Below are 18,831 nucleotides of genomic sequence, written 5' to 3'. Positions count from 1 at the left end.
GTTGTTCGAAGCCTGAGTCGGTCATTTAGGAGTGACGGCTTCCCTCCTCACGCATCAGCGCCTGCAAGGTATCGAGCCGGGCACCGTCGAAGGCAATCACGGTGCCCTGCTCGAACACCCGGCGCGCCAGCCCGGTCAGCACCGCACCGGGCGGCAGTTCGATCTGTAGACGTACGCCACGCTCGTAGGCGCTTTGTACCGTGCCGCGCCAATCGACGATGCGGCACATGTTGAAGGCCAGGTCGTCACGCAAGGCTTCAGGCTTGATCAGCGGACGCGCGCGACTGCCGCTCAGGTAGCCCATCTTTGGAGTGTGCAGCGGCACCTTGGCGAAGGCGTCGGCCAGTCGTTGCGCAGAGGCCTCAAGCAATGGGCAGTGGGAAGGCACGTTCACTGTCAGACGCTTGGCCAAGCCAGCTCCGCAACCCTTCGCCAACTCGGCCACCGCTTTCATCGCCGCGTCGCTACCGGCAATCACCAGCTGGTTATCGGCGTTGATATTGGCCAGATAAACCGGCATTTGCGCGCAGTGCACCCGGGCCAGCAATCCTTCCACCGTGGCCAGCTCCAGACCGATGATCGCGGTCATGCCGTAGCCCTGTGGATAAGCCTGTTGCATCAACTCACCGCGCAGGCTGACCAGATGCAACGCATCGCCGAAACCCAGCGCGCCAGCCACCACCGCTGCCGGATAAGCGCCGATCGACAAGCCGGCCACGTAGTCCGGGGCCATGGCCAGCTGGCGTGCAGCGGCGACGCCGGAGATCAGCAGGCAAAGCTGCACCGCCCTCGTCGACCGCAACGCCTCGGCAGAATCCAGCTGCGTCACATCTTCACTGAGCAGGTCGCTCGCCTCGATCAACGTTTCCCGAGGCAAACGCGCCAGCATTCCGGGTTGTTGCGCGCCCTGGCCGGGAAACACCAGCAAGCTGCTCACGCTGCTTGCTCCTGTGGATTCCACGGATCAGTAACCAGAGTGGCTTGAATGGCGTTTTTCAGCAGGACCCGCGACGAAGCACCGGCCCATTCGCGCAAGGCAACGGCGCCCGATGGTGTCTGCAATTGCAGGTCCACGCGACACACGGCTGTGTCGAGAACGGCCACCAACGCCTGGGCGTCGACACGACTCAACGGACTCGGCGTACGCAGGATCAGGTCGAGGTCGCTACCCTCGTGCAAAGCGTAAAACCCACTGGCCAGCTCGAACCCGGCGCTGCCGCTGACACCCCAGTTCCAACCACAGTCATCGAGGTGCGAGCGCAGTTGCGCCAAGGCCCGCAGCGCCGGGAAATCGCGCTGGCCTTGAACATGGCGGAGCTCTTCCGGCCGCACCCGCCGCGTGACGGCAGCGACTTCCATCACCGCCGCAAATCGCTGCTCGCGCAACGGCCCGCGCACGCCGACCGCCACCTGCCCCACCGCGCTCAAGGCGCGACGGACCACCACCGGCTGGCCGGCAATGATCGACTCGATCACCCAGGCCGGCGCGTCCGCAGGCAACTGCTGCGGGTTCATGCCCCACAGCAGGTCGTGAGCCAGAAACGTATTCACCACTGCGCTCTCAGCAATTGGCGAACCTTGCTCGACGCCGCACGATTGGCCGCCCCCAGGCGACCGCTTAGATCAGGGCCAGCGGCGGCCACATCGTCAATCGCCTGATGCAGGCACTCGATCACACGCGCCAGATCCGCCGCCGTAGGCTGCTCGATCCGGTCCACCGACAAGGTTTCCCACAGCAGCCCGAGGCTGGCGTAGCTGTCGATGTCATAGGCCATCGGCGGCACGCTGGCCGCCAGGGCTTCGAGCTCTTCGACGCTGCGCAAGGTCACCCGCGCCGCCGACGCCTTGCCCATGGCATGCACCATCACCCCCGGATCGCGCAGGGCGATCAAGCGGTTGGCCTGATAGCCGTGGGCCAGAAACGCCCCGGACATCGCCTTGCCCACCAGCAGTCCGATCACCGCATGGCCAGCGAGACGGGCACGGGCATAACTGTCCGCCGCAGCGGCCAGCGCCTGATGAATGCCGAGGGCTTCCTCCCGTCGACCGTAAGCCTGGCTCGGCACGTCGACGATGGCGATCACGGCGTGCTTCTGCGTTTTGTCAGCATCGGCGGCAATCACCTCATCCACCGCCTTCGCCAGGCCCCAGCCTTCGAGCAAACCCACCTCGCCGTTGCGTGCACGGACGAAGCGGTTTTGCGGGTCGGCCACCACCGCGGTGAAACGCACAGGCTGATCGCCCAGCGAACCGTCCGCGACCTTCAGCGAAGCCGGCAAACCCTCGACCGCTTTCGCCCCGGTACTCAAGGCGTTGAACCAGTTCAAGCCTCGCAGGGAATACGAACTCATGGGCGTTCTCCTTGGTACAGATCACGAACCACGGACGGCTCGATTTGCGGCTCGGCATCCAGACGCGCCAGGCGTTGCAGGAACAACTCTGCCTGACGGCTGCGCGGTTGTTCAGGCAAACCTTGCTGGAGTAACTCGCCGACTTGTTGGCGAATCTGCGCCACATCGTCGGCAACATAGCGATCCACCAGGCCACTGGCGAAACGCTGCTCGCCACCGGTCAGGCCCCAGATGAAGGGGCGGTCGCGGGAGTCGTACTCCTCGAGTCCGGCTTCCTGTTCGATCACCTGTGGACCGTTCAGGCCCAGTCGTGCTTCCTGAGTCACCAACAGATAGCTGCACAACCCGGCGGCAATCGACATGCCGCCAAAGCAACCGACGCTGCCCGCCACCACACCGACCACGGGTTGGTACTGCTGCAAATCGACAATCGCCGCGTGGATGTCGGCAATGGCCGCCAGGCCGAGGTTGGCTTCCTGCAAGCGCACGCCGCCGGTTTCCAGCAGCAGCACGGCGCGGGTCGGGATGCCGTTGCGGTTGTCTTCGGCGGCCACTTCCAGTGCGCCGGCAATTTTTGCTCCGCCGACTTCACCGAGGCTGCCGCCCTGGAACGCACCTTCGATGGCCGCGATCACCACCGGCAAACCATCGAGTTTGCCTTTGGCGATCACCACGCCGTCGTCGGCTTGTGGCACCACGCCCTGGCGCGACAGCCACGGCGACATGATCCGTTGAAAGGGGTCGAGCAGCTCGCGGAAGGTGCCGGCGTCGAGCAGGGCCCTGGCCCGTTGCCGGGCACCGAGTTCGACGAAGCTGTGCTTGTTGAGCAGGGATGCACTATCAGTCATGGCCGATCTCCTCGAAACCCTGTTCCAGACGCAGGCGCACCACGCCAGGGGTCGCGCCGAAATCGTGGATGTCGATGGCCATCGCCGGTGGCGTCTGACCGTCGAACATCCGTGCGAACAGATGCTGCCAGCGTTGTTCACTGCCATTGACCGAGGTCTGCACGTTGATCGTCAGCTTGCCGGCCTGACCCGGTTCGATCAGCACCTCCAGATCGCCCGAGCCGACACAACCCACCAGGGTGCGACCGCGTGGCGGCTGCCCGGCGGGGAATTCAAAGGATAAGGTTTCCATCAAAAAGCTCCCTGGATGAGGCCGTCGCCCGACGCGATACGGTCGATGAACAGACAGGCTGCGAGCAGGTCGGCAGCGCCGCCGGGCGAGGCATTCAACGCGATGAGTTGTTGGTCCAGCTCATGCAGGCGGCGACGTCCGCCGAGGCTGGCACTGCCACCTGCATCGAGCACCGCCCGGGCACCCAGTTGCATGGTGTTCAGGCCCTCTTCACCGGCGCGGTAAAGCACACAGGTGTCGGCCAGATTCGTCATGATCGCCAACAGCGCATCGAGCCGGGCGTTCTGTTCGCCATGGCCGGCGGCGCGGCTGCGCAGCAGTTGGGGCAGAGCACGTTGGGTCACCGCCGGAAAACCCAGTTGCGCTTCTTCACGGGCACCGCGAGCGCCGTAGCGCTGGGCGACTTGCGCACCGTGACTGAGCGGACGTGGCGCAAAACGGTCGTCGAGCAGGGCCAACCGCGCAGCACGTAACGCCACGCTATTGGCACTGCAGGATTGAGGTTCCAGTGCAGCGGCAGTGACCAACAGGCCCAAGGCCCAGATCGCCCCGCGATGGGTGTTCACCCCGCCAGTGGTGTCGAGCATCGCTTGCTCGCCTTCGCGACCGATGCGGCCCACGGCTTCGCGCAGGGGCAAGCCGATTTCGCCGAACTCGATGGCGGCTTCCGCCATTTCTTTAAAGGCCGGCCACAAGGACAGCGCTGAAGCGTGCATCAGCCCCAGGTGCAAATCGGTGTGGGCGCCATTGCCGCGACGGTCGACCAGTGCCGGTTTTGGCGACAGATCAGCCTCATCGATCAGTGCGTCCACCGCCAGGTCCGCCAGCCGTTCGGCCAGGCTCAGGCTTTTCGGTTGCAGGTTAAGTGCGTGCATTACCAACTCCTGAACTTGGCGGGCGGGTTGTAGAGGCCACCGGACCACTCCACCAGATCGGCCACGCTTTTCGCCGCGAGCAACTCGCGAGTGGCGTCGGTGCGGCGGATGCCGAGGTCTTCGGGTAAGGCGATCAGGCCTTCGCGGCGCATGCGCGCGGTGTCTTTGGGGTTGTGGCGCAGGCCGATGGCGGTCACTCCGGCGACGGCGGCGATCATCGCTTGGCGTTCTTCCAGCGAGCGCGCCTTGTACAGGTAGGCGATGCCTTCTTCGGTCAACAGGTGGGTCACGTCGTCGCCGTAGACCATGATCGGCGCCAGTGGCATGCCGCTTTTCTTCGCCACATCAACCGCATCGAGGGTTTCAACAAACGTCGGTTTGCCGCCCTCCTGGAAGGTTTCGACCATCTGCACCACGAGTTTCTTGCCGCGTTCGAGCATCGGCTCTGCCACGTCGGTGTTGCGCATGTCGAGCCAGGCCGGTGTGCCGTGGCGACGACCACGCGGGTCGTGGCCCATGTTCGGTGCCCCGCCGAAACCGGCCAGGCGCCCACGGGTCACGGTGGAGGAATGACCATCGCCATCGACCTGCAAAGTCGCGCCGATGAACAGGTCCACCGCGTATTGCCCGGCCAGCTGGCTGAACATTCGGTTCGAACGCAGGGAGCCGTCGCGCCCGGTAAAGAACACATCCGGACGCGCCGCAATGTAGTTTTCCATCCCCAGCTCGGTGCCGAAGCAATGCACACTTTCGACCCAACCGCTTTCGATGGCGGGGATCAGGGTCGGGTGCGGGTTGAGCGTCCAGTTGCGGCAGATCTTGCCTTTGAGACCGAGAGACTCGCCGTAGGTCGGCAGGATCAGCTCGATGGCAGCGGTATTGAAACCGATGCCGTGATTGAGGGATTGCACGTTGTGTTTTTCGTAGATGCCGCGGATCGCCATCATTGCCATCAGCACGTGCACGGGCTTGATGTGCCGAGGATCGCGGGTGAACAGCGGTTCGATATAGAACGGCTTGTCGGCCACCACCACGAAATCGACCCAGGAGGCGGGAATGTCGACACGCGGCAGGTCGCTGACGTCGTCCACCAACTGGTTGACCTGAACGATGACGATGCCGTCGCTGAAGGCCGCCGGTTCGATCAGCGCCGGGGTGTCTTCGGTGCTCGGCCCGGTGTAGATGTTGCCGGCGCGGTCGGCCATGAACCCGGCCGATAGCACGACGTTGGGAATCAGGTCCACCACCAGCCGTGCGTAGAGTTCGATGTAGGTGTGGATCGCGCCGACTTCCAGCAGGCCGTCTTCGAGCAACTGGCTGATGCGCAGGCTCTGGGTACCGGCGAAAGAGAAGTCGAGCTTGCGGGCGATGCCGCGTTCGAACAGGTCCAGGTGCTCGGAGCGCCCGACGCTGGGCATGATCATGTGCAGGTCATGCAACTTCGCGGGGTCGGCCTTGGCCAGGGAGCGCGAAAGAAAATCCGCCTGCTTCTGGTTGTTGCCTTCGAGCACCACGCGGTCGCCAGGCAGGATCAACGCCTCCAGCGCCGCCACGATGTTGTCGGTGGGCAACACCACGCCGTCGGCAAGACCTCGCACCAGCTCGAGGCGCCGCTGCTTCTCGCTGCGCCGCCGCGTCCATCGCGAGTCGGGGGATATTGTTGTTGTCATGACCACTCCACGGGTTCGCTGTCGTGGAGCTACCTTAGGAGTGTTGGGTGTGGCGTATCAATCAAGCAGAGTGATGGATCGTTACGCTCAGGGTAATGGTTGTCAGAACTGACGCCTTCGCGAGCAGGCTCGCTCCCACAATGGATCTGTGTCGCACACAAAAACCCTGTGGGAGCGAGCCTGCTCGCGAAGGGGGCAGTGTAGTCACAGCAAAACCAGAGTCATTCGACTAACCCGGCATCTACCAATAACCCCTCCAGCGCCAACAGATTCGGCACCTTGGCCACCTGCTCGCCCACCTGTACCGCCGCCTGCTCCAGCGAACACAACGGCACATCCACGTAACTCAACTGACTATCGAGCTTGCAGGAGCGCGGAATCCCCTGCACCAGCAGCGCGATGAATTTCAGTTCGGGGCGCCCGCCCAGGGCGTTGAGAATGACGATCCGCGCACGTTCGCCGATGACGATTTTCTGCCCGCAGGCCGACTCGAAACTCAGCAGCGGAATCTGCCGGTCGCGCCACGTCACCAGGCCCAGGTACCACGGCGGTGTGTCGAGGTCGAACGTCCCCGGCTGCTGGTAATCGATCAGCTCGGCAACGGCGACGTTGGGCAGGATCAGGTTGCGGTCGGCCAACGGCAGCAGCAGGCCGGTGAGGTTACTGGTGCGGTGCTCAAGCATGGGTCTTGCTCCACAAGGCAATGCTTTCGAGCAGCACCGATTCCTGGTACGGCTTGCCCAGGTAGTCGTTGACGCCGATGGCCATGGCGCGGTCGCGGTGTTTCTGCCCGGTGCGGGAGGTGATCATGATGATCGGCAGGTGTCGCAGACGTTCATCGTTGCGCACCTGGGTAGCGACTTCGAAGCCATCCATGCGCGGCATCTCGATGTCCAGCAGCATCAGGTCGGGCATGTGTTCTTCCAGCAGCAGCATGGCATCGACCCCGTCCTTGGCGGTCAGCACGTTCATGCCGTGGCGTTCGAGCAAGCGGCTGGTGACCTTGCGCACGGTGACCGAGTCGTCGACCACCATCACCAGCAGCGGCCGATGCGGTTCGGCCTCGACTTCTTGCCCCGCCGGACGCTGGGGTACACGGGCCTGCATGGCGCGGATCGGCGCCAGCAAATCCAGAATCAGCACCACCCGGCCGTCGCCGAGAATCGTCGCCCCGGACACCCCTTGTACCGCCGCGAACTGCGGCCCCAGGCTCTTGACCACGATCTCGCGGGTGCCGGCCATGGCATCCACCTGCACCGCGATGTGCCGTTCGTTGCACTGCACCAACAGCACCGGTAACGGCAGGCTCTGCCCCAACAGTTTCGGGCGCGGGCTGGTTTTCAGCAACTCACCCAGATAGCACAGCTCGTAACGTTGTCCGGCGTATTCGTAGGTCGGCGCATCGAAACGGAAATACCCTTCGAGTTCATTGGGCAAGACGCGCACGATGCCGTCGATGGTATTGAGCGGGATCGCGTATTGGTCCTCGCCGCACTGCACCATCAACGCCCGGTTGACCGATACGGTAAACGGCAGGCGAATGCGGAAATGCACGCCCTGCCCCGGCACCGAGTCGATGCTCATGGTGCCGCCCAGCTGCCGCACCTCTTCATGCACCACGTCCATACCGACGCCGCGCCCGGAGATCTGGGTGATTTTTTCAGCGGTGGAAAACCCCGGTTGCAGGATGAACTGCAACACGTCGTGATCACTGATGACGCTGTCCGGGGCGAGCAGGCCCCGCTTGATCGCCTTGCGCCGCACCACATCCAGCGGCACACCGGCTCCGTCGTCGCGGATGTCGAAGATGATGTCGCCCCCTTCGCGCAGCAGATCGAGGGTGATCTTGCCCTTGGCCGGTTTCCCCGCCGCCAGCCGCACCTCGACGGACTCCAGGCCATGGTCGACGGCGTTGCGCAGCATGTGTTCCAGCGGCGCGGCCATGCGTTCGAGAACGTTGCGATCCATCTCGCCTTCGGCGTTGTCGACGATGAAATCCACGTCCTTGCCCAGTTCGCCGGCCACCTGCCGGACGATGCGCTGCAAACGCGGGAGCATGCGTTCGAAGGGCACCATGCGCGTGCGCATCAGGCCTTCCTGCAGTTCGGTGTTGATGCGGCCCTGCTGTTGCAGCAGGTTTTCTGTGTCGTGATTGCGTCGCTCGAGGGTTTCCTTGAGGTCGAGCAAGTCAGAGGCCGATTCGAACAGCGCCCGGGACAATTGCTGCAACTGTGAGTGTCGGTCCATTTCCAGCGGGTCGAATTCCTCGTAGTCCAGGCGTTCGGCATCGACTTGCTGGCGGCTGAGGATCCGCCCCTGGGTCTCGGTATCGAGGCGGCGCAACTGGTCGCGCATCCGCTCGATGGTGGTCTCCATCTCGTTCAGGGCGATGTGCGCATCGTTGACCTGCTGTTCGATCCGGCCACGGAAGATCGATGTTTCACCGGCCAGGTTGACCAGATCGTCGAGCAGCTCTGCCGAGACCTTGACCATGTCGGCACCGGCACCGGCATCGGAAGGCGGCGTCAGCGGCTCGGCCTTGGGCATGGCCGGCGCCGCAACCGGCGCGGGTGCTTCAGGCACGACCGGGTGGCTGAAGTTCTTGATCGCATAGATCAAACGGTCGGCCGGCGGCATCGGCTCACCGGCGCGGGCCGCATCGAGCATCTGCGCCAAGCGGTCATGGCTGCGCTGCAACAGCGCGAACAACGCCTCCGTCGGTTGCAGCACACCGGTGGACAGGCCTTCGTAGAGAAACTCCAGTTCATGGGCCAGATCGCCAATCGCGGAGATTTCCACCATGCGCGCACCGCCCTTGAGGGTGTGCAGGTCGCGCAGCAGGGTTTCCACTTCCTGACGACTCGAAGGCTGGGCCTGCCAGCGCTCCAGCGCCGCCCCGGAGCTTTCGATGATGTCAAAACCTTCCTCGAGGAAGATCTCCAGCAATTCCGGATCATGCGCAGCCGAATCGTTGTCGGTCGCCTGCCGGACGGACTCGGCGATACCCGCATGACCTTGACGGTAGGCACGAATGGCTTCGATCAGCTCACGGGAGTGGTCCAGCGGCTGGTTGAGCTGCAACTGTTCGAGGTACAACGCCAGTCGCTCATGGCACTGTTTGAGCAGCACCGCCAGTGAATTACTGAAGGCGTAACGACGATCCACCAGGCCCTGGTAAAGGCTTTCCAGTTCATGGGCCAGATCGCCGACCGGCCCGACCTCGGCCATGCGCGCGCCACCTTCGAGGGTGTGCAAATCCCGTTGCAGGGACGACAGCGGCGCGGCGTTGTCCGAGTCGCGCAACCAGCGCTGCAAGGCCTGACCGGCGCTTTCAAGGATATCCACCGCTTCCTCAAGGAAGATCGCGACTATTTCATCGTCCAGCCCGCGCCCCTCTCCTGTAGGAGCGAGCTCGCTCGCGATGGTCTCACCGGCGCCGCGTTTATCCGATGACAACGCGTCATCGTTAACGTCCATCGCGAGCGAGCTCGCTCCTACAGGGGGTAGCGTGTGCTCAAGCTCTGCGGTGGCGCTGCCCAGTTCACGGATGCTCAGGCTGCGGCTGCCATCGCTGCGGATCAGGCCCATGGCCGACGGGTCGAGGCTCTCGTCGAGCAACTCGCGCAAGGCCCTGATCCGCTGCGGCTGCGGGCTGACTTCCTGGCCGGCGGCCAGTTCGTCGAGCATGTTGATCAGCGCTTCATGGGCAGCCTGTGCCTCGTGGAAAAACCGCTCGCTGACCGCAAGGCTGCTTTCCTCCACGGCACCGTACAGATCGAGCAATGCTTCGCACAATTCATCCACCGGGTGCAGGTCGGCCAGATGGGCGCCTTCGCCGAGGGTGGTCAACTCGTCCAACAGCGCGCTGAGTTCCTGACGTTCGCCGGGGTGTTGCTGCCAACGCAGCAACAGGCTTTCGACGTCCAGCAGGATGTCCATGCCCTGGGCGAGGAAGTTGTTGATCAGTTGCGGATCGCGCTTGATCCGCAGCCCGGTGTTCGGTGTGCTCAGGAGATTTTCCAGGCGCTCGGCCAGCAGCGCCCTGGCGCGTTCGGCCAAACCCCGGGCACCGGGAACTTCCGCCAGTGGATCTTTCTTGAGCTGACGCAAGCCGAGGCGAAACAGCCCTTCTGCTTCCAGCAGCAATTCGACTTCATCCAGATCCAGCGCGATCAGGTGCGCCTTATATTCCCGGGCCAGTTGATCCAGCGGTGCGGCCAGCTCGGCAATCGGCAACACACCGGCCATATAAGCGCTGCCCTTGAGGGTGTGCAAGGCGCGCTGCAATTCGTCGCTAGCCTGCAACGGCACATGTTCGGCGGCCTGATCGAGGAAACGATTGAGGCTGCCCAAGTGGGTTTCGGCTTCTTTGCGGAAGATCTCCAGCAACAGCGGGTCAAGCGCCGCGACATCTTGCGTATCCTCATCGGACACAGGTTCATCGCCCTTGGCCAGGGCATGGGCGCGGGCGGCCAACTGATCGACATCGTTGCGTTGACGCTGGGCATTGGCGGCGTATTCAGCCACCAGCTCCGGCAGCAGATGCAGCACATCGCCGATCAGTTGCTGCACCGTAGCGCCCGGCTCCACGCTGCCTTCCAGAACACGATTGAGCAGGTTTTCCACGGCCCAGGCCAGCTCGCCCAGCACCAGAGCGCGCACCATGCGACCACTGCCCTTGAGGGTATGAAAGGCACGGCGCAGCTCACTCAGGGCCGAGTGGTTGTCAGGGTTGACCGACCAGCGCGGCAAGTACTCGCGCAGGATCTCCAGGACTTCTTCGGTCTCTTCGAGGAACACCTCGCGCAGTTCCTCGTCCACCGGCTCTTCGCCTGCCGGCGGCGGCAGCAGGCTGCCCGGGGTGTTCTGCGCGGGCGGGTTCAGGCTCGAAACCGGGCTGGCGAGCACATCGGCCAGGGTCTGGACGACCTGTGGATCATCCAGCTCCTGCATCATCTGCATGACCTGCGCTTCGCTCGGGTTGAGCACATCCTCCAGCACGGGCACATGCTGCTCACGGGGGAAAAACCCGAGGCTCGCCAGGCTTTTCTCCGCGACATCGAGCAGGTTTTCGCCCAGGGCCTGCGGGTCATCGCTGAGGCGCTCGAGGTAGTACTCGATGCTGGTGATCACGTCGGCCAGGCTGTCCAGTTCCTGCCAGCCCGGTTGACCCGGCTCGAGCAACAGGTGCTCGCGAATAAAGTGATTGCAGGTTTCGACCAGGCTCGCCGCCCGGCTCAAGGGAATCATCGCCAGCGCCCCGCGCACCTGGGTCAGCAAGGCCGGCAGCGCCTGCAAATGCTGGCGATCCCAATCGGCGTCGATGTAGTCGACGATCATGTCCTTGGCCTGCTGCAGACAGATGCGGGCCTCCTTGATCACGATCTGATGGATCTGCGTCAGGTCGGTGGTCGGCAGGCGGTTGTCGTCCTGGCTTTCCGGCTCAACAGTTCCGACCATGCCGGCCAGTGTCGCTTCGACGTACAACAGGGCCCCGGCAACGTCCATGAGGATCGCATCATTGGGTTCGCGCTGGCCCTGAGCGAGGCTGAGCACCACCGCCAGTTGATCGATGATCACCTTGCGCGGCTGGCCGAAACCCAGCACCGCCAAGGTGTCGGCGATTTGCCGCAGCGGCGCCAGCAGGCTGTCGAGGTCGGAGGTGTGCTGGCGGTCACTGCGCACGAACAGGTCCAGGCGCTCCTTGACCCGCACCAGTTCTTCGCACAGGGCAGCCAGCACCGAGCGCATGGCGTCACGGTCGGGACCGGCCAGCCGCGCGCGTTCTTCATCGACCATCGCGCTGTCGGGCAGCGCGTCGTCCAGTGAGTAGCGTTCTTTCATGGTCAGCATCTGCCCGGTGGGATGTTCGGCCTTTGCAATGTAGAACAGCAAACTCTTGAGCAGCTCCGGCGGGGCCGGTTGATTGATGCCGGGCATGCCCTGTTCGAGCAGGCGCTTGAGTTCCTTGTCGGCCTCCTTGAACAGGCTGCGCAAGGCCGGGCTGTTGGCGATCGCACCGCCCTGCATGCCTTCGACCAGCGCCGATGCCACCTGCCATAACGGGTTCAGGGGGGCGTTGGCGCACAGTGCTTCGAGGCGGGTAAAGACCTTGGCCAGGTAATCGAGGTTGGTGTCGTTGTTCTGTTCACGCAGGAACCCGACCAGCGCCATTTGCAGCATCTGCCGCAGCTTGCGCAGCACACTTGGCAATTCGGCCGGTTCCAGTTGCGCCAGCGTATGTGCGTCCAGCGCTGGCAACTCGGGCAATTGCGGGCTGAACAGGCTGGTTTCCGACAATAGGCTTTCGCCACGGGCGCTGCGCAGGTCGTTGATCAGTGGCAACACCACCAGTGGCAAGTCGCGGCGCGCGCCTTGCACCCGGTCGAGGTAGATCGGTAACTGCCCAAGGGCCTGCATCAACAGGTGCAACGCCTCGTCGCGATGGCTGACACGGTTGCCCTGCAAGGCCATGGCCAGTTGTTCCATTTCTTCGGCGAGCAGCGCCGCGCCGTAGAACTCGACCATCTGCAAACTGCCGTGGACCTGATGGATGCATGCCAGGCAATCATCCAGCGCTTGGGTCGCCTGCGGGTCATCGAGCAGGTTTTCAATCGCGTGATGAGCCTGTTTCAGCGTTTCGGCAATCTCGCCCTTGACCCACTCGAGGGCCACGTAGTCGTGCCGATCACCCATAACCACTCCAATCACAATTCAGATACCCATGGGCGGTTCAAGCCTTGTCCACAACCTGCGCCTTGGCATCCGGCAAGGTGAAACCGGACACCGAACGACGCAACTGACTGGCCATTTTCGCCAGGTTACCGATGCTGTCGGCCGTGGCGGTGGAACCCGACGACGTCTGCGAGGTGATCTGCTGGATCACGTTCATCGTCAGGGAAATCTGACCGGCCGACGACGTCTGCTGTTGCGCCGCATTGGAAATGCTCTGGATCAACGCCGCCAGTGTCTTGGACACGCCTTCGATTTCTTCCAGGGCCACACCGGCATCCTGCGCCAGACGAGCGCCGCGCACCACTTCGGTCGTCGTCTGTTCCATGGAAATGACTGCTTCGTTGGTGTCGGTCTGGATCGCCCGCACCAGGGTTTCGATCTGCCGGGTGGCGGCGGATGAGCGCTCGGCCAGGCGCTGCACTTCATCGGCGACCACGGCGAAACCGCGACCGGCATCACCGGCCATGGACGCCTGGATGGCCGCGTTGAGAGCCAGGATGTTGGTCTGATCGGCAATGTCATCGATCAGGCTGACAATGTCGCCGATTTCCTGTGAGGACTCGCCCAGGCGCTTGATGCGTTTGGCGGTGTCCTGAATCTGTTCGCGAATGTTGTCCATGCCGTGGATGGTGTTGTGCACCACCTCGTTGCCCTTGTTGGCGATCTCCACCGAGCGCTCGGCAACCGCCGAAGACTCCGCCGCGTTGGCCGATACCTGGTCGATGGACTCGGCCATGTCGTTGATCGCCATGGAGGCCTCGGAAATCTGCTGAGCCTGATGTTCCGACGCCTGGGCCAGGTGCATGGCGGTGGCCTGGGTTTCCTGCACGGCGGCGGCCACCTGGCCGGCGGTGAGGTTAATGGTCGCGACCAGATCGCGTAGTTGGTCGACGGAGTAATTGATCGAGTCGGCGATGGTGCCGGTAAAGTCTTCGGTCACCGAGGCCGTCACCGTGAGATCGCCGTCAGCCAGGTCTTCGATCTCGTCGAGCAGGCGCATGATAGCGTTCTGGTTACGCTCGTTTTTCTCCGCGGTTTCGCGCAACTGACGATTGGTTTCACGAACCATCACCATGCCGATCAGGATGATCGAAGTCAGCGCCAACAACCCCAGCACATAGCCGCCAATGGTGTCGGTGGTACGTCCGCCGACCATGTTTTCGAAACCGCTGGCCAGGTGTGAGGCTTCGTCGAGCAGAGTCTGCGACAGGCTGAAAATGTTCGAGGCCGATTCGCGAACCTTGAACAGCTCAGGCGAGGTTTCGAGGATCTCGTCCACCGAACCCGAGACGAACTCGAACAGCTCGGAGATTTCTGCGAGTCGCGCACGGGCATCGCGGTCTTCGACCTGGCTGACCTTGAGCGCAGGGTCGCCCTGGAGCATGCCGTTGAGCACCTTGCCGAACTGCGTCGCGTCACGTCCGAACGCATCGGCGGCCTGCTGTGAATTTTCGTCGCCGGCCAACACCGTGTTGACCGCACCGAGGATCCGTTCGGCCAGCAACGACTGGCGCTGGGCCATCGCCACCTGGGCCGCCGGGGCGCCCCGTTGCAGGAGTATCTCGACGACTTTCTCGTACTCGACCTGCAACTGCGGCACGGTTTCGGCCAGAGTCGCGGCGACTTGATGCAGCGACAGTACGGTTTGCTCGCTGGAAAGAATCGCATCGGTGTTTTTCAGCAGGCGTTCCCAGTCCTGTTGCACCGCGCGCATCTCCGGACGCACGGTGGCGGGGGCCGACGGCAGGCCGGTGGCCGGGTCGCCCTTCTTCAGATAACCCCAGCGCCGGGCAAAATCGTTGCGCGCATCGCTGAGCAACTTGAACGCGGCAGCCTTGCCGGCAGCGGCTTCGGTGGCGTTCTTGGCGATACGCTGGGACAGCACGCGCAGTTCGCCGGCGTGGCCGATGTACTGTTTGTCGTAGATAGCCTGAGTGTTGAGGTACGCGAAGTTGGCGAACAGCAGCATGATGAAGACGATCAGCGCGATGAACAGCACGATAATCTGCGACCGGCTGCGCGACCCTTCCATTGGCTTGCCTGCTTTTGCTTTTATCATCGGTCCTCGCCTGTTAACCAACACCCTGTAAAGCATACCAAGCCCCTTGTGGGAGCGAGCCTGCTCGCGATTCAGGCGCCGCGGTGTTTCAGGAATACCGCGTTATCGTTCAATCGCGAGCAGGCTCGCTCCCACAGGGTTCTCTGTTGTCCGGTTACACCGCCACATGCATGAAGCTTTGAGACTGCGTCAACGCAAACGGGCTGAACACCTGCCAGCACTGCTCGCGCTGAAACCGGCCTTTGACGAACGCCGCCACCGGCCCCTTCAACTCGTCTGCCGGCACCGGCTCCAGGCTGTCCTGGGCAAAGTGCTGGAGGCCGAAGACTTCATCGACCAGCAACCCGGCAAACACCTCTTCATGTTCCACCACCAACACCCGTCGCTGCCGGCGTGCCGCCGAAAGCTCGTACCCGAAGAAACCGCACAGGTCCATGACCGGCAGCAAACGCCCGCGCAGGTTGGCGACACCCTTGACCCAGGGCTTGACCCCCGGCAGCTGAGTGGAGCGCGGCTCGTGCAGGATTTCGCTCACTTCGCTCATGGGCGCGACATACCAGTGTTCACCCAGGCGGAAACCGATGCCGCTCCAGCTGTCCCGCCGGGCCGGCTGGGACGGCAAGTCTGCCGCCAGCAACCGACAGCGCCGGTCGATTTGCAGCAGCAGCTCGAAAGCCGTCAGCGACTCGTTCATGGCCTGACGATCAACCGGCCAGCACGTTATTCAAGGTCTTGATCAGGGTGTCTTCATCGACCGGCTTGGTCAGGTAGTCCTTGGCGCCCTGGCGCGTACCCCAGACCTTGTCGGTTTCCTGATCCTTGGTGGTGATGATGATCACCGGGATGTGCCCGGTTTCCGGGTCCTTGGTCAGCTGGCGGGTGGCCTGGAAGCCGTTGAGGCCGGGCATGACGATGTCCATCAGCACCGCATCGGGCTTTTCCTGGCGAGCCAGGGCCACGCCGTCGGCGCCGTTTTCAGCTTTCAACACTTCATGACCGTGCTTTTCCAGCATGCCAGTCAGTTTGTACATTTCGGTCGGCGAATCATCGACGATCAGAATACGTGCCATGGTCTTCCCCATTCTTGTCGACGCCGGGCCCGATGGCCGAGCGTCACTGTGCGTGTCCTACTGCGGCAAAACGGCGGCGAAGCCAGGAACATGGGCCTGGATCGCATCAAGCAATTCTTCCTTGCTGAACGGCTTGGTCAAAAACTGGTCGGAGCCGACGATGCGCCCCTTGGCCTTGTCGAACAGCCCGTCCTTGGACGACAGCATAATCACCGGCGTGGACTTGAACGCGCTGTTGTTCTTGATCAGGGCGCAGGTCTGATAGCCATCCAGGCGCGGCATCATGATGTCGACAAAGATGATGCCGGGATGATTGTCGGCAATCTTGGCCAGGGCATCAAAACCGTCAATGGCCGTGATGACCTCACAACCCACGTTCTTGAGCAGCGTTTCGGCGGTGCGACGGATCGTCTTCGAGTCGTCGATCACCATGACCTTCAAGGCGCTGGGGTGCTGTTCCATAAAATGCTCTACCGTCGCCTTTGCGAAACAAATTGTCCGTTTGCCGGTTAACGCGGCTCGAAACCCTTGATGCTCAAGGGCCGGCACGACATGGCAGCCTTTTTAGCACAGTCTCCAGAACCAATCTATCGGACGACCTGCAAGGTGGTTTTTCCTTGACCGGGAACACACTCAGCGCCACTCTGACGCCACTTTTATACGGCACTGCTTCTATTAACTGTAGGAGCGAGCATGCTCGCGATGGACGTCAACGATGACGCGGGAAACCTGACACCCCGCGGTGCCCTTGAGTTCATCGCGAGCATGCTCGCTCCTACAGAAAAGCGGTTCTCGCTCCCCCAAATTTCGAGGAAAACCCAATGAGCGTTCGCGTCGGGATTGTCATGGACCCTATCGCCAGCATTTCCTATAAAAAGGATAGCTCGCTGGCCATGCTGCTGGCCGCGCAGAAGCGTGGCTGGGAGCTGTTCTACATGGAACAGCGCGACCTGTATCAGGGCGAAGGCCAGGCCCGGGCCCGGATGCGTCCGCTGCAGGTGTTCGCCAACCCGGAAAAGTGGTTCGAACTGGGCGCCGAAAGCGACGCGCTGCTGAGCGATCTGGACGTGATCCTGATGCGCAAGGATCCGCCATTCGACATGGAGTTCGTCTACTCCACCTATTTGCTGGAACAGGCCGAGCGCGCCGGCGTGCTGGTGGTCAACAAGCCGCAAAGCCTGCGTGACTGCAACGAGAAGCTGTTCGCCACGCTGTTCCCGCAGTGCACGCCGCCGACCATCGTCAGCCGCCGCCCGGACGTACTGCGCGAATTCGCCGACCACCATGGCGATGTGATTCTCAAGCCGCTGGACGGCATGGGCGGCTCTTCGATTTTCCGCCACACCGCCGGCCACCCGAACCTCTCGGTGATTCTCGAAACACTGACCTTGCATGGCCAGCAGCAAATCATGATCCAGGGCTACTTGCCGGCCATCGTCGATGGCGACAAGCGCATCCTGATGATTGACGGCGAGCCTGTGGATTATTGCCTGGCGCGGATTCCGGCCAAGGGCGAAACCCGCGGCAACCTCGCCGCCGGCGGCCGTGGCGAAGCCCGCCCGCTGACCGACAAGGACCGCTGGATCGCCGCGCAAGTCGGCCCGACCCTGCGTGAAAAAGGCCTGTTGTTCGTTGGCCTGGACGTGATCGGCGAGCACCTGACCGAAATCAACGTCACCAGCCCGACCTGCATTCGCGAGATCGATAATGCATTTGGCACCGACATCGGCGGCATGCTGATGGATGCCATCGATCAGAAGCTCAAGGCACGTTGATTAGCCAAACCAACATTGCGTTATCATGCGCGGCCTGTGAAAACGCGATGTTGGTTTCCTTGTCATGACCCTCCCGTCCGATCTGCCTGTCGAACTCGCCCACCGTGGCGTGCGCCCGGTCGATCGCCTCGGTTTTACCCTGTTTCTGGCAGCGCTGATCCACCTGGCCTTGCTGTTGGGTGTCGGATTTGCAGTGGTCGAGCCCAAGCAGATCAGCAAAACCCTGGAAATCACCCTCGCCACCTTCAAGAGCGAAAAGAAGCCCGAGAAAGCCGATTTCCTGGCTCAGGAGAATCAGCAAGGCAGCGGCACCCTGGATAAAAAGGCGATTCCCAAGACCACCGAGGTCGCGCCGTTCCAGGACAACAAGGTACAAAAGGTCACGCCACCGCCGGCCGCCAAGCCTGAAACTCAGGAGGCCCCGCCCAAGGCTGCCGTGACCACCGTGGCACCGAAACCGAAAAAAGCCCCCGCCAAGACCGAGGAGCCCAAGACCGAGGTCAAGCCCCAGGTCCAGGCGCCGACCTTCGACAGTGAGCAACTGTCCAGCGACATTGCCAGCCTCGAAGCGGAACTGGCCGCCGAACAACAGCTGTACGCCAAGCGCCCGCGCATCCACCGCTTGAGCGCGGCATCGACCATGCGCGACAAGGGCGCCTGGTACAAGGACGAATGGCGCAAGAAAGTCGAGCGCATCGGCAACCTCAACTACCCCGACGAAGCGCGGCGCAAACAGATCTACGGCAACTTGCGCCTGATGGTGTCGATCAACCGCGACGGTTCGCTGTATGAAGTGCTGGTGCTGGAGTCTTCCGGGCAACCGCTGCTGGATCAGGCAGCGCAACGGATCGTCCGGCTGGCGGCGCCGTTTGCGCCGTTTACCGGAGACTTGTCGGATATCGACCGGCTGGAGATCATCCGCACCTGGAAATTTGCCCGCGGGGATCGACTCTCAAGCAATTGATTCACCGCAAATCCCCTGTGGGAGCGAGCCTGCTCGCGATTGAGATCTGTCTGACACTTAAATGCTGGATGTTCCGCCATCATCGCGAGCAGGCTCGCTCCCACATTTAATCTATGTCGTTGCTGATATTCGGGACACTTCCTGTGCATCCCCAGCTTGTCAGTTCGCCCCTCGAACGCCACACTAGCGGTC

15 protein-coding genes are annotated in these 18,831 nt (G+C 62.7%); 2 read left to right on the top strand and 13 right to left on the bottom strand.

Going from position 1 to position 18,831, the window contains the following annotated elements:
• Window positions 1–25 precede the first annotated feature (25 nt).
• From mdcH to pilG, 13 genes are all read right to left on the bottom strand, one after another.
• On the bottom strand, window positions 26–937 hold the full coding sequence (mdcH, locus tag ACM6J5_RS24900; RefSeq protein WP_414929526.1) for a malonate decarboxylase subunit epsilon: 912 nt from the start codon (window positions 935–937) through the stop codon (window positions 26–28).
• A complete protein-coding gene (locus ACM6J5_RS24895; RefSeq protein WP_414929525.1) occupies window positions 934–1,554 on the bottom strand; it encodes a malonate decarboxylase holo-ACP synthase in 621 nt (206 codons plus the stop codon). Before ACM6J5_RS24895 ends, mdcH begins: the two co-directional genes overlap by 4 nt.
• Window positions 1,548–2,351 carry a biotin-independent malonate decarboxylase subunit gamma gene (mdcE, locus tag ACM6J5_RS24890; RefSeq protein WP_414929524.1) on the bottom strand — a complete coding sequence of 268 codons (804 nt, stop codon included), beginning with the start codon at window positions 2,349–2,351 and terminating at the stop codon, window positions 1,548–1,550. Before mdcE ends, ACM6J5_RS24895 begins: the two co-directional genes overlap by 7 nt.
• Window positions 2,348–3,199: a biotin-independent malonate decarboxylase subunit beta gene (locus ACM6J5_RS24885; protein ID WP_414929523.1), complete on the bottom strand. Its 852-nt coding sequence runs from the start codon at window positions 3,197–3,199 to the stop codon at window positions 2,348–2,350. The genes mdcE and ACM6J5_RS24885 overlap by 4 nt, the downstream gene beginning before the upstream one ends.
• A complete protein-coding gene (locus ACM6J5_RS24880; protein WP_008001147.1) occupies window positions 3,192–3,491 on the bottom strand; it encodes a malonate decarboxylase subunit delta in 300 nt (99 codons plus the stop codon). Before ACM6J5_RS24880 ends, ACM6J5_RS24885 begins: the two co-directional genes overlap by 8 nt.
• Window positions 3,491–4,366, bottom strand: a complete 876-nt coding sequence (locus ACM6J5_RS24875) for a triphosphoribosyl-dephospho-CoA synthase (protein ID WP_150672077.1) — start codon at window positions 4,364–4,366, stop codon at window positions 3,491–3,493. Before ACM6J5_RS24875 ends, ACM6J5_RS24880 begins: the two co-directional genes overlap by 1 nt.
• A complete protein-coding gene (gene mdcA, locus ACM6J5_RS24870) occupies window positions 4,366–6,036 on the bottom strand; it encodes a malonate decarboxylase subunit alpha (RefSeq protein WP_008001151.1) in 1,671 nt (556 codons plus the stop codon). Before mdcA ends, ACM6J5_RS24875 begins: the two co-directional genes overlap by 1 nt.
• Window positions 6,037–6,257: 221 nt before the next feature.
• Window positions 6,258–6,719: a chemotaxis protein CheW gene (locus ACM6J5_RS24865; RefSeq protein WP_414929522.1), complete on the bottom strand. Its 462-nt coding sequence runs from the start codon at window positions 6,717–6,719 to the stop codon at window positions 6,258–6,260.
• Window positions 6,712–12,732 (bottom strand): Hpt domain-containing protein, encoded by a 6,021-nt coding sequence (locus ACM6J5_RS24860; protein WP_414929521.1) that lies wholly within the window; start codon window positions 12,730–12,732, stop codon window positions 6,712–6,714. The genes ACM6J5_RS24865 and ACM6J5_RS24860 overlap by 8 nt, the downstream gene beginning before the upstream one ends.
• Window positions 12,733–12,769: 37 nt before the next feature.
• Window positions 12,770–14,830: a methyl-accepting chemotaxis protein gene (locus ACM6J5_RS24855; protein WP_150672079.1), complete on the bottom strand. Its 2,061-nt coding sequence runs from the start codon at window positions 14,828–14,830 to the stop codon at window positions 12,770–12,772.
• A 154-nt stretch (window positions 14,831–14,984) separates the two neighbouring features.
• Entirely contained in the window at window positions 14,985–15,524 is a 540-nt protein-coding gene (locus ACM6J5_RS24850; RefSeq protein ID WP_414929520.1) for a chemotaxis protein CheW, read from the bottom strand.
• 10 nt (window positions 15,525–15,534) lie between these two features.
• The gene (gene pilH / locus ACM6J5_RS24845) at window positions 15,535–15,900 is read right to left on the bottom strand and encodes a twitching motility response regulator PilH (RefSeq protein WP_007897961.1); all 366 of its coding nucleotides are present in this window, start codon (window positions 15,898–15,900) and stop codon (window positions 15,535–15,537) included.
• A 57-nt stretch (window positions 15,901–15,957) separates the two neighbouring features.
• Window positions 15,958–16,362: a twitching motility response regulator PilG gene (gene pilG, locus ACM6J5_RS24840; protein WP_007987791.1), complete on the bottom strand. Its 405-nt coding sequence runs from the start codon at window positions 16,360–16,362 to the stop codon at window positions 15,958–15,960.
• Between the two features lie 359 nt (window positions 16,363–16,721).
• Here pilG and gshB point away from each other — a divergent pair, with 359 nt between their 5' ends.
• A complete protein-coding gene (gshB, locus tag ACM6J5_RS24835) occupies window positions 16,722–17,675 on the top strand; it encodes a glutathione synthase (protein ID WP_095944401.1) in 954 nt (317 codons plus the stop codon).
• Window positions 17,676–17,739: 64 nt separating this feature from the next.
• On the top strand, window positions 17,740–18,639 hold the full coding sequence (locus tag ACM6J5_RS24830; RefSeq protein ID WP_095944400.1) for an energy transducer TonB: 900 nt from the start codon (window positions 17,740–17,742) through the stop codon (window positions 18,637–18,639).
• The last annotated feature ends 192 nt before the right edge of the window (window positions 18,640–18,831 follow it).

Source organism: Pseudomonas sp. IT-P74 (genome assembly GCF_949768175.1).
In the GTDB taxonomy this organism is placed as follows: Bacteria; Pseudomonadota; Gammaproteobacteria; order Pseudomonadales; family Pseudomonadaceae; genus Aquipseudomonas.
Note: the sequence above shows the minus strand (reverse complement) of the source record. Positions and strands in the feature narration are given on the sequence as shown.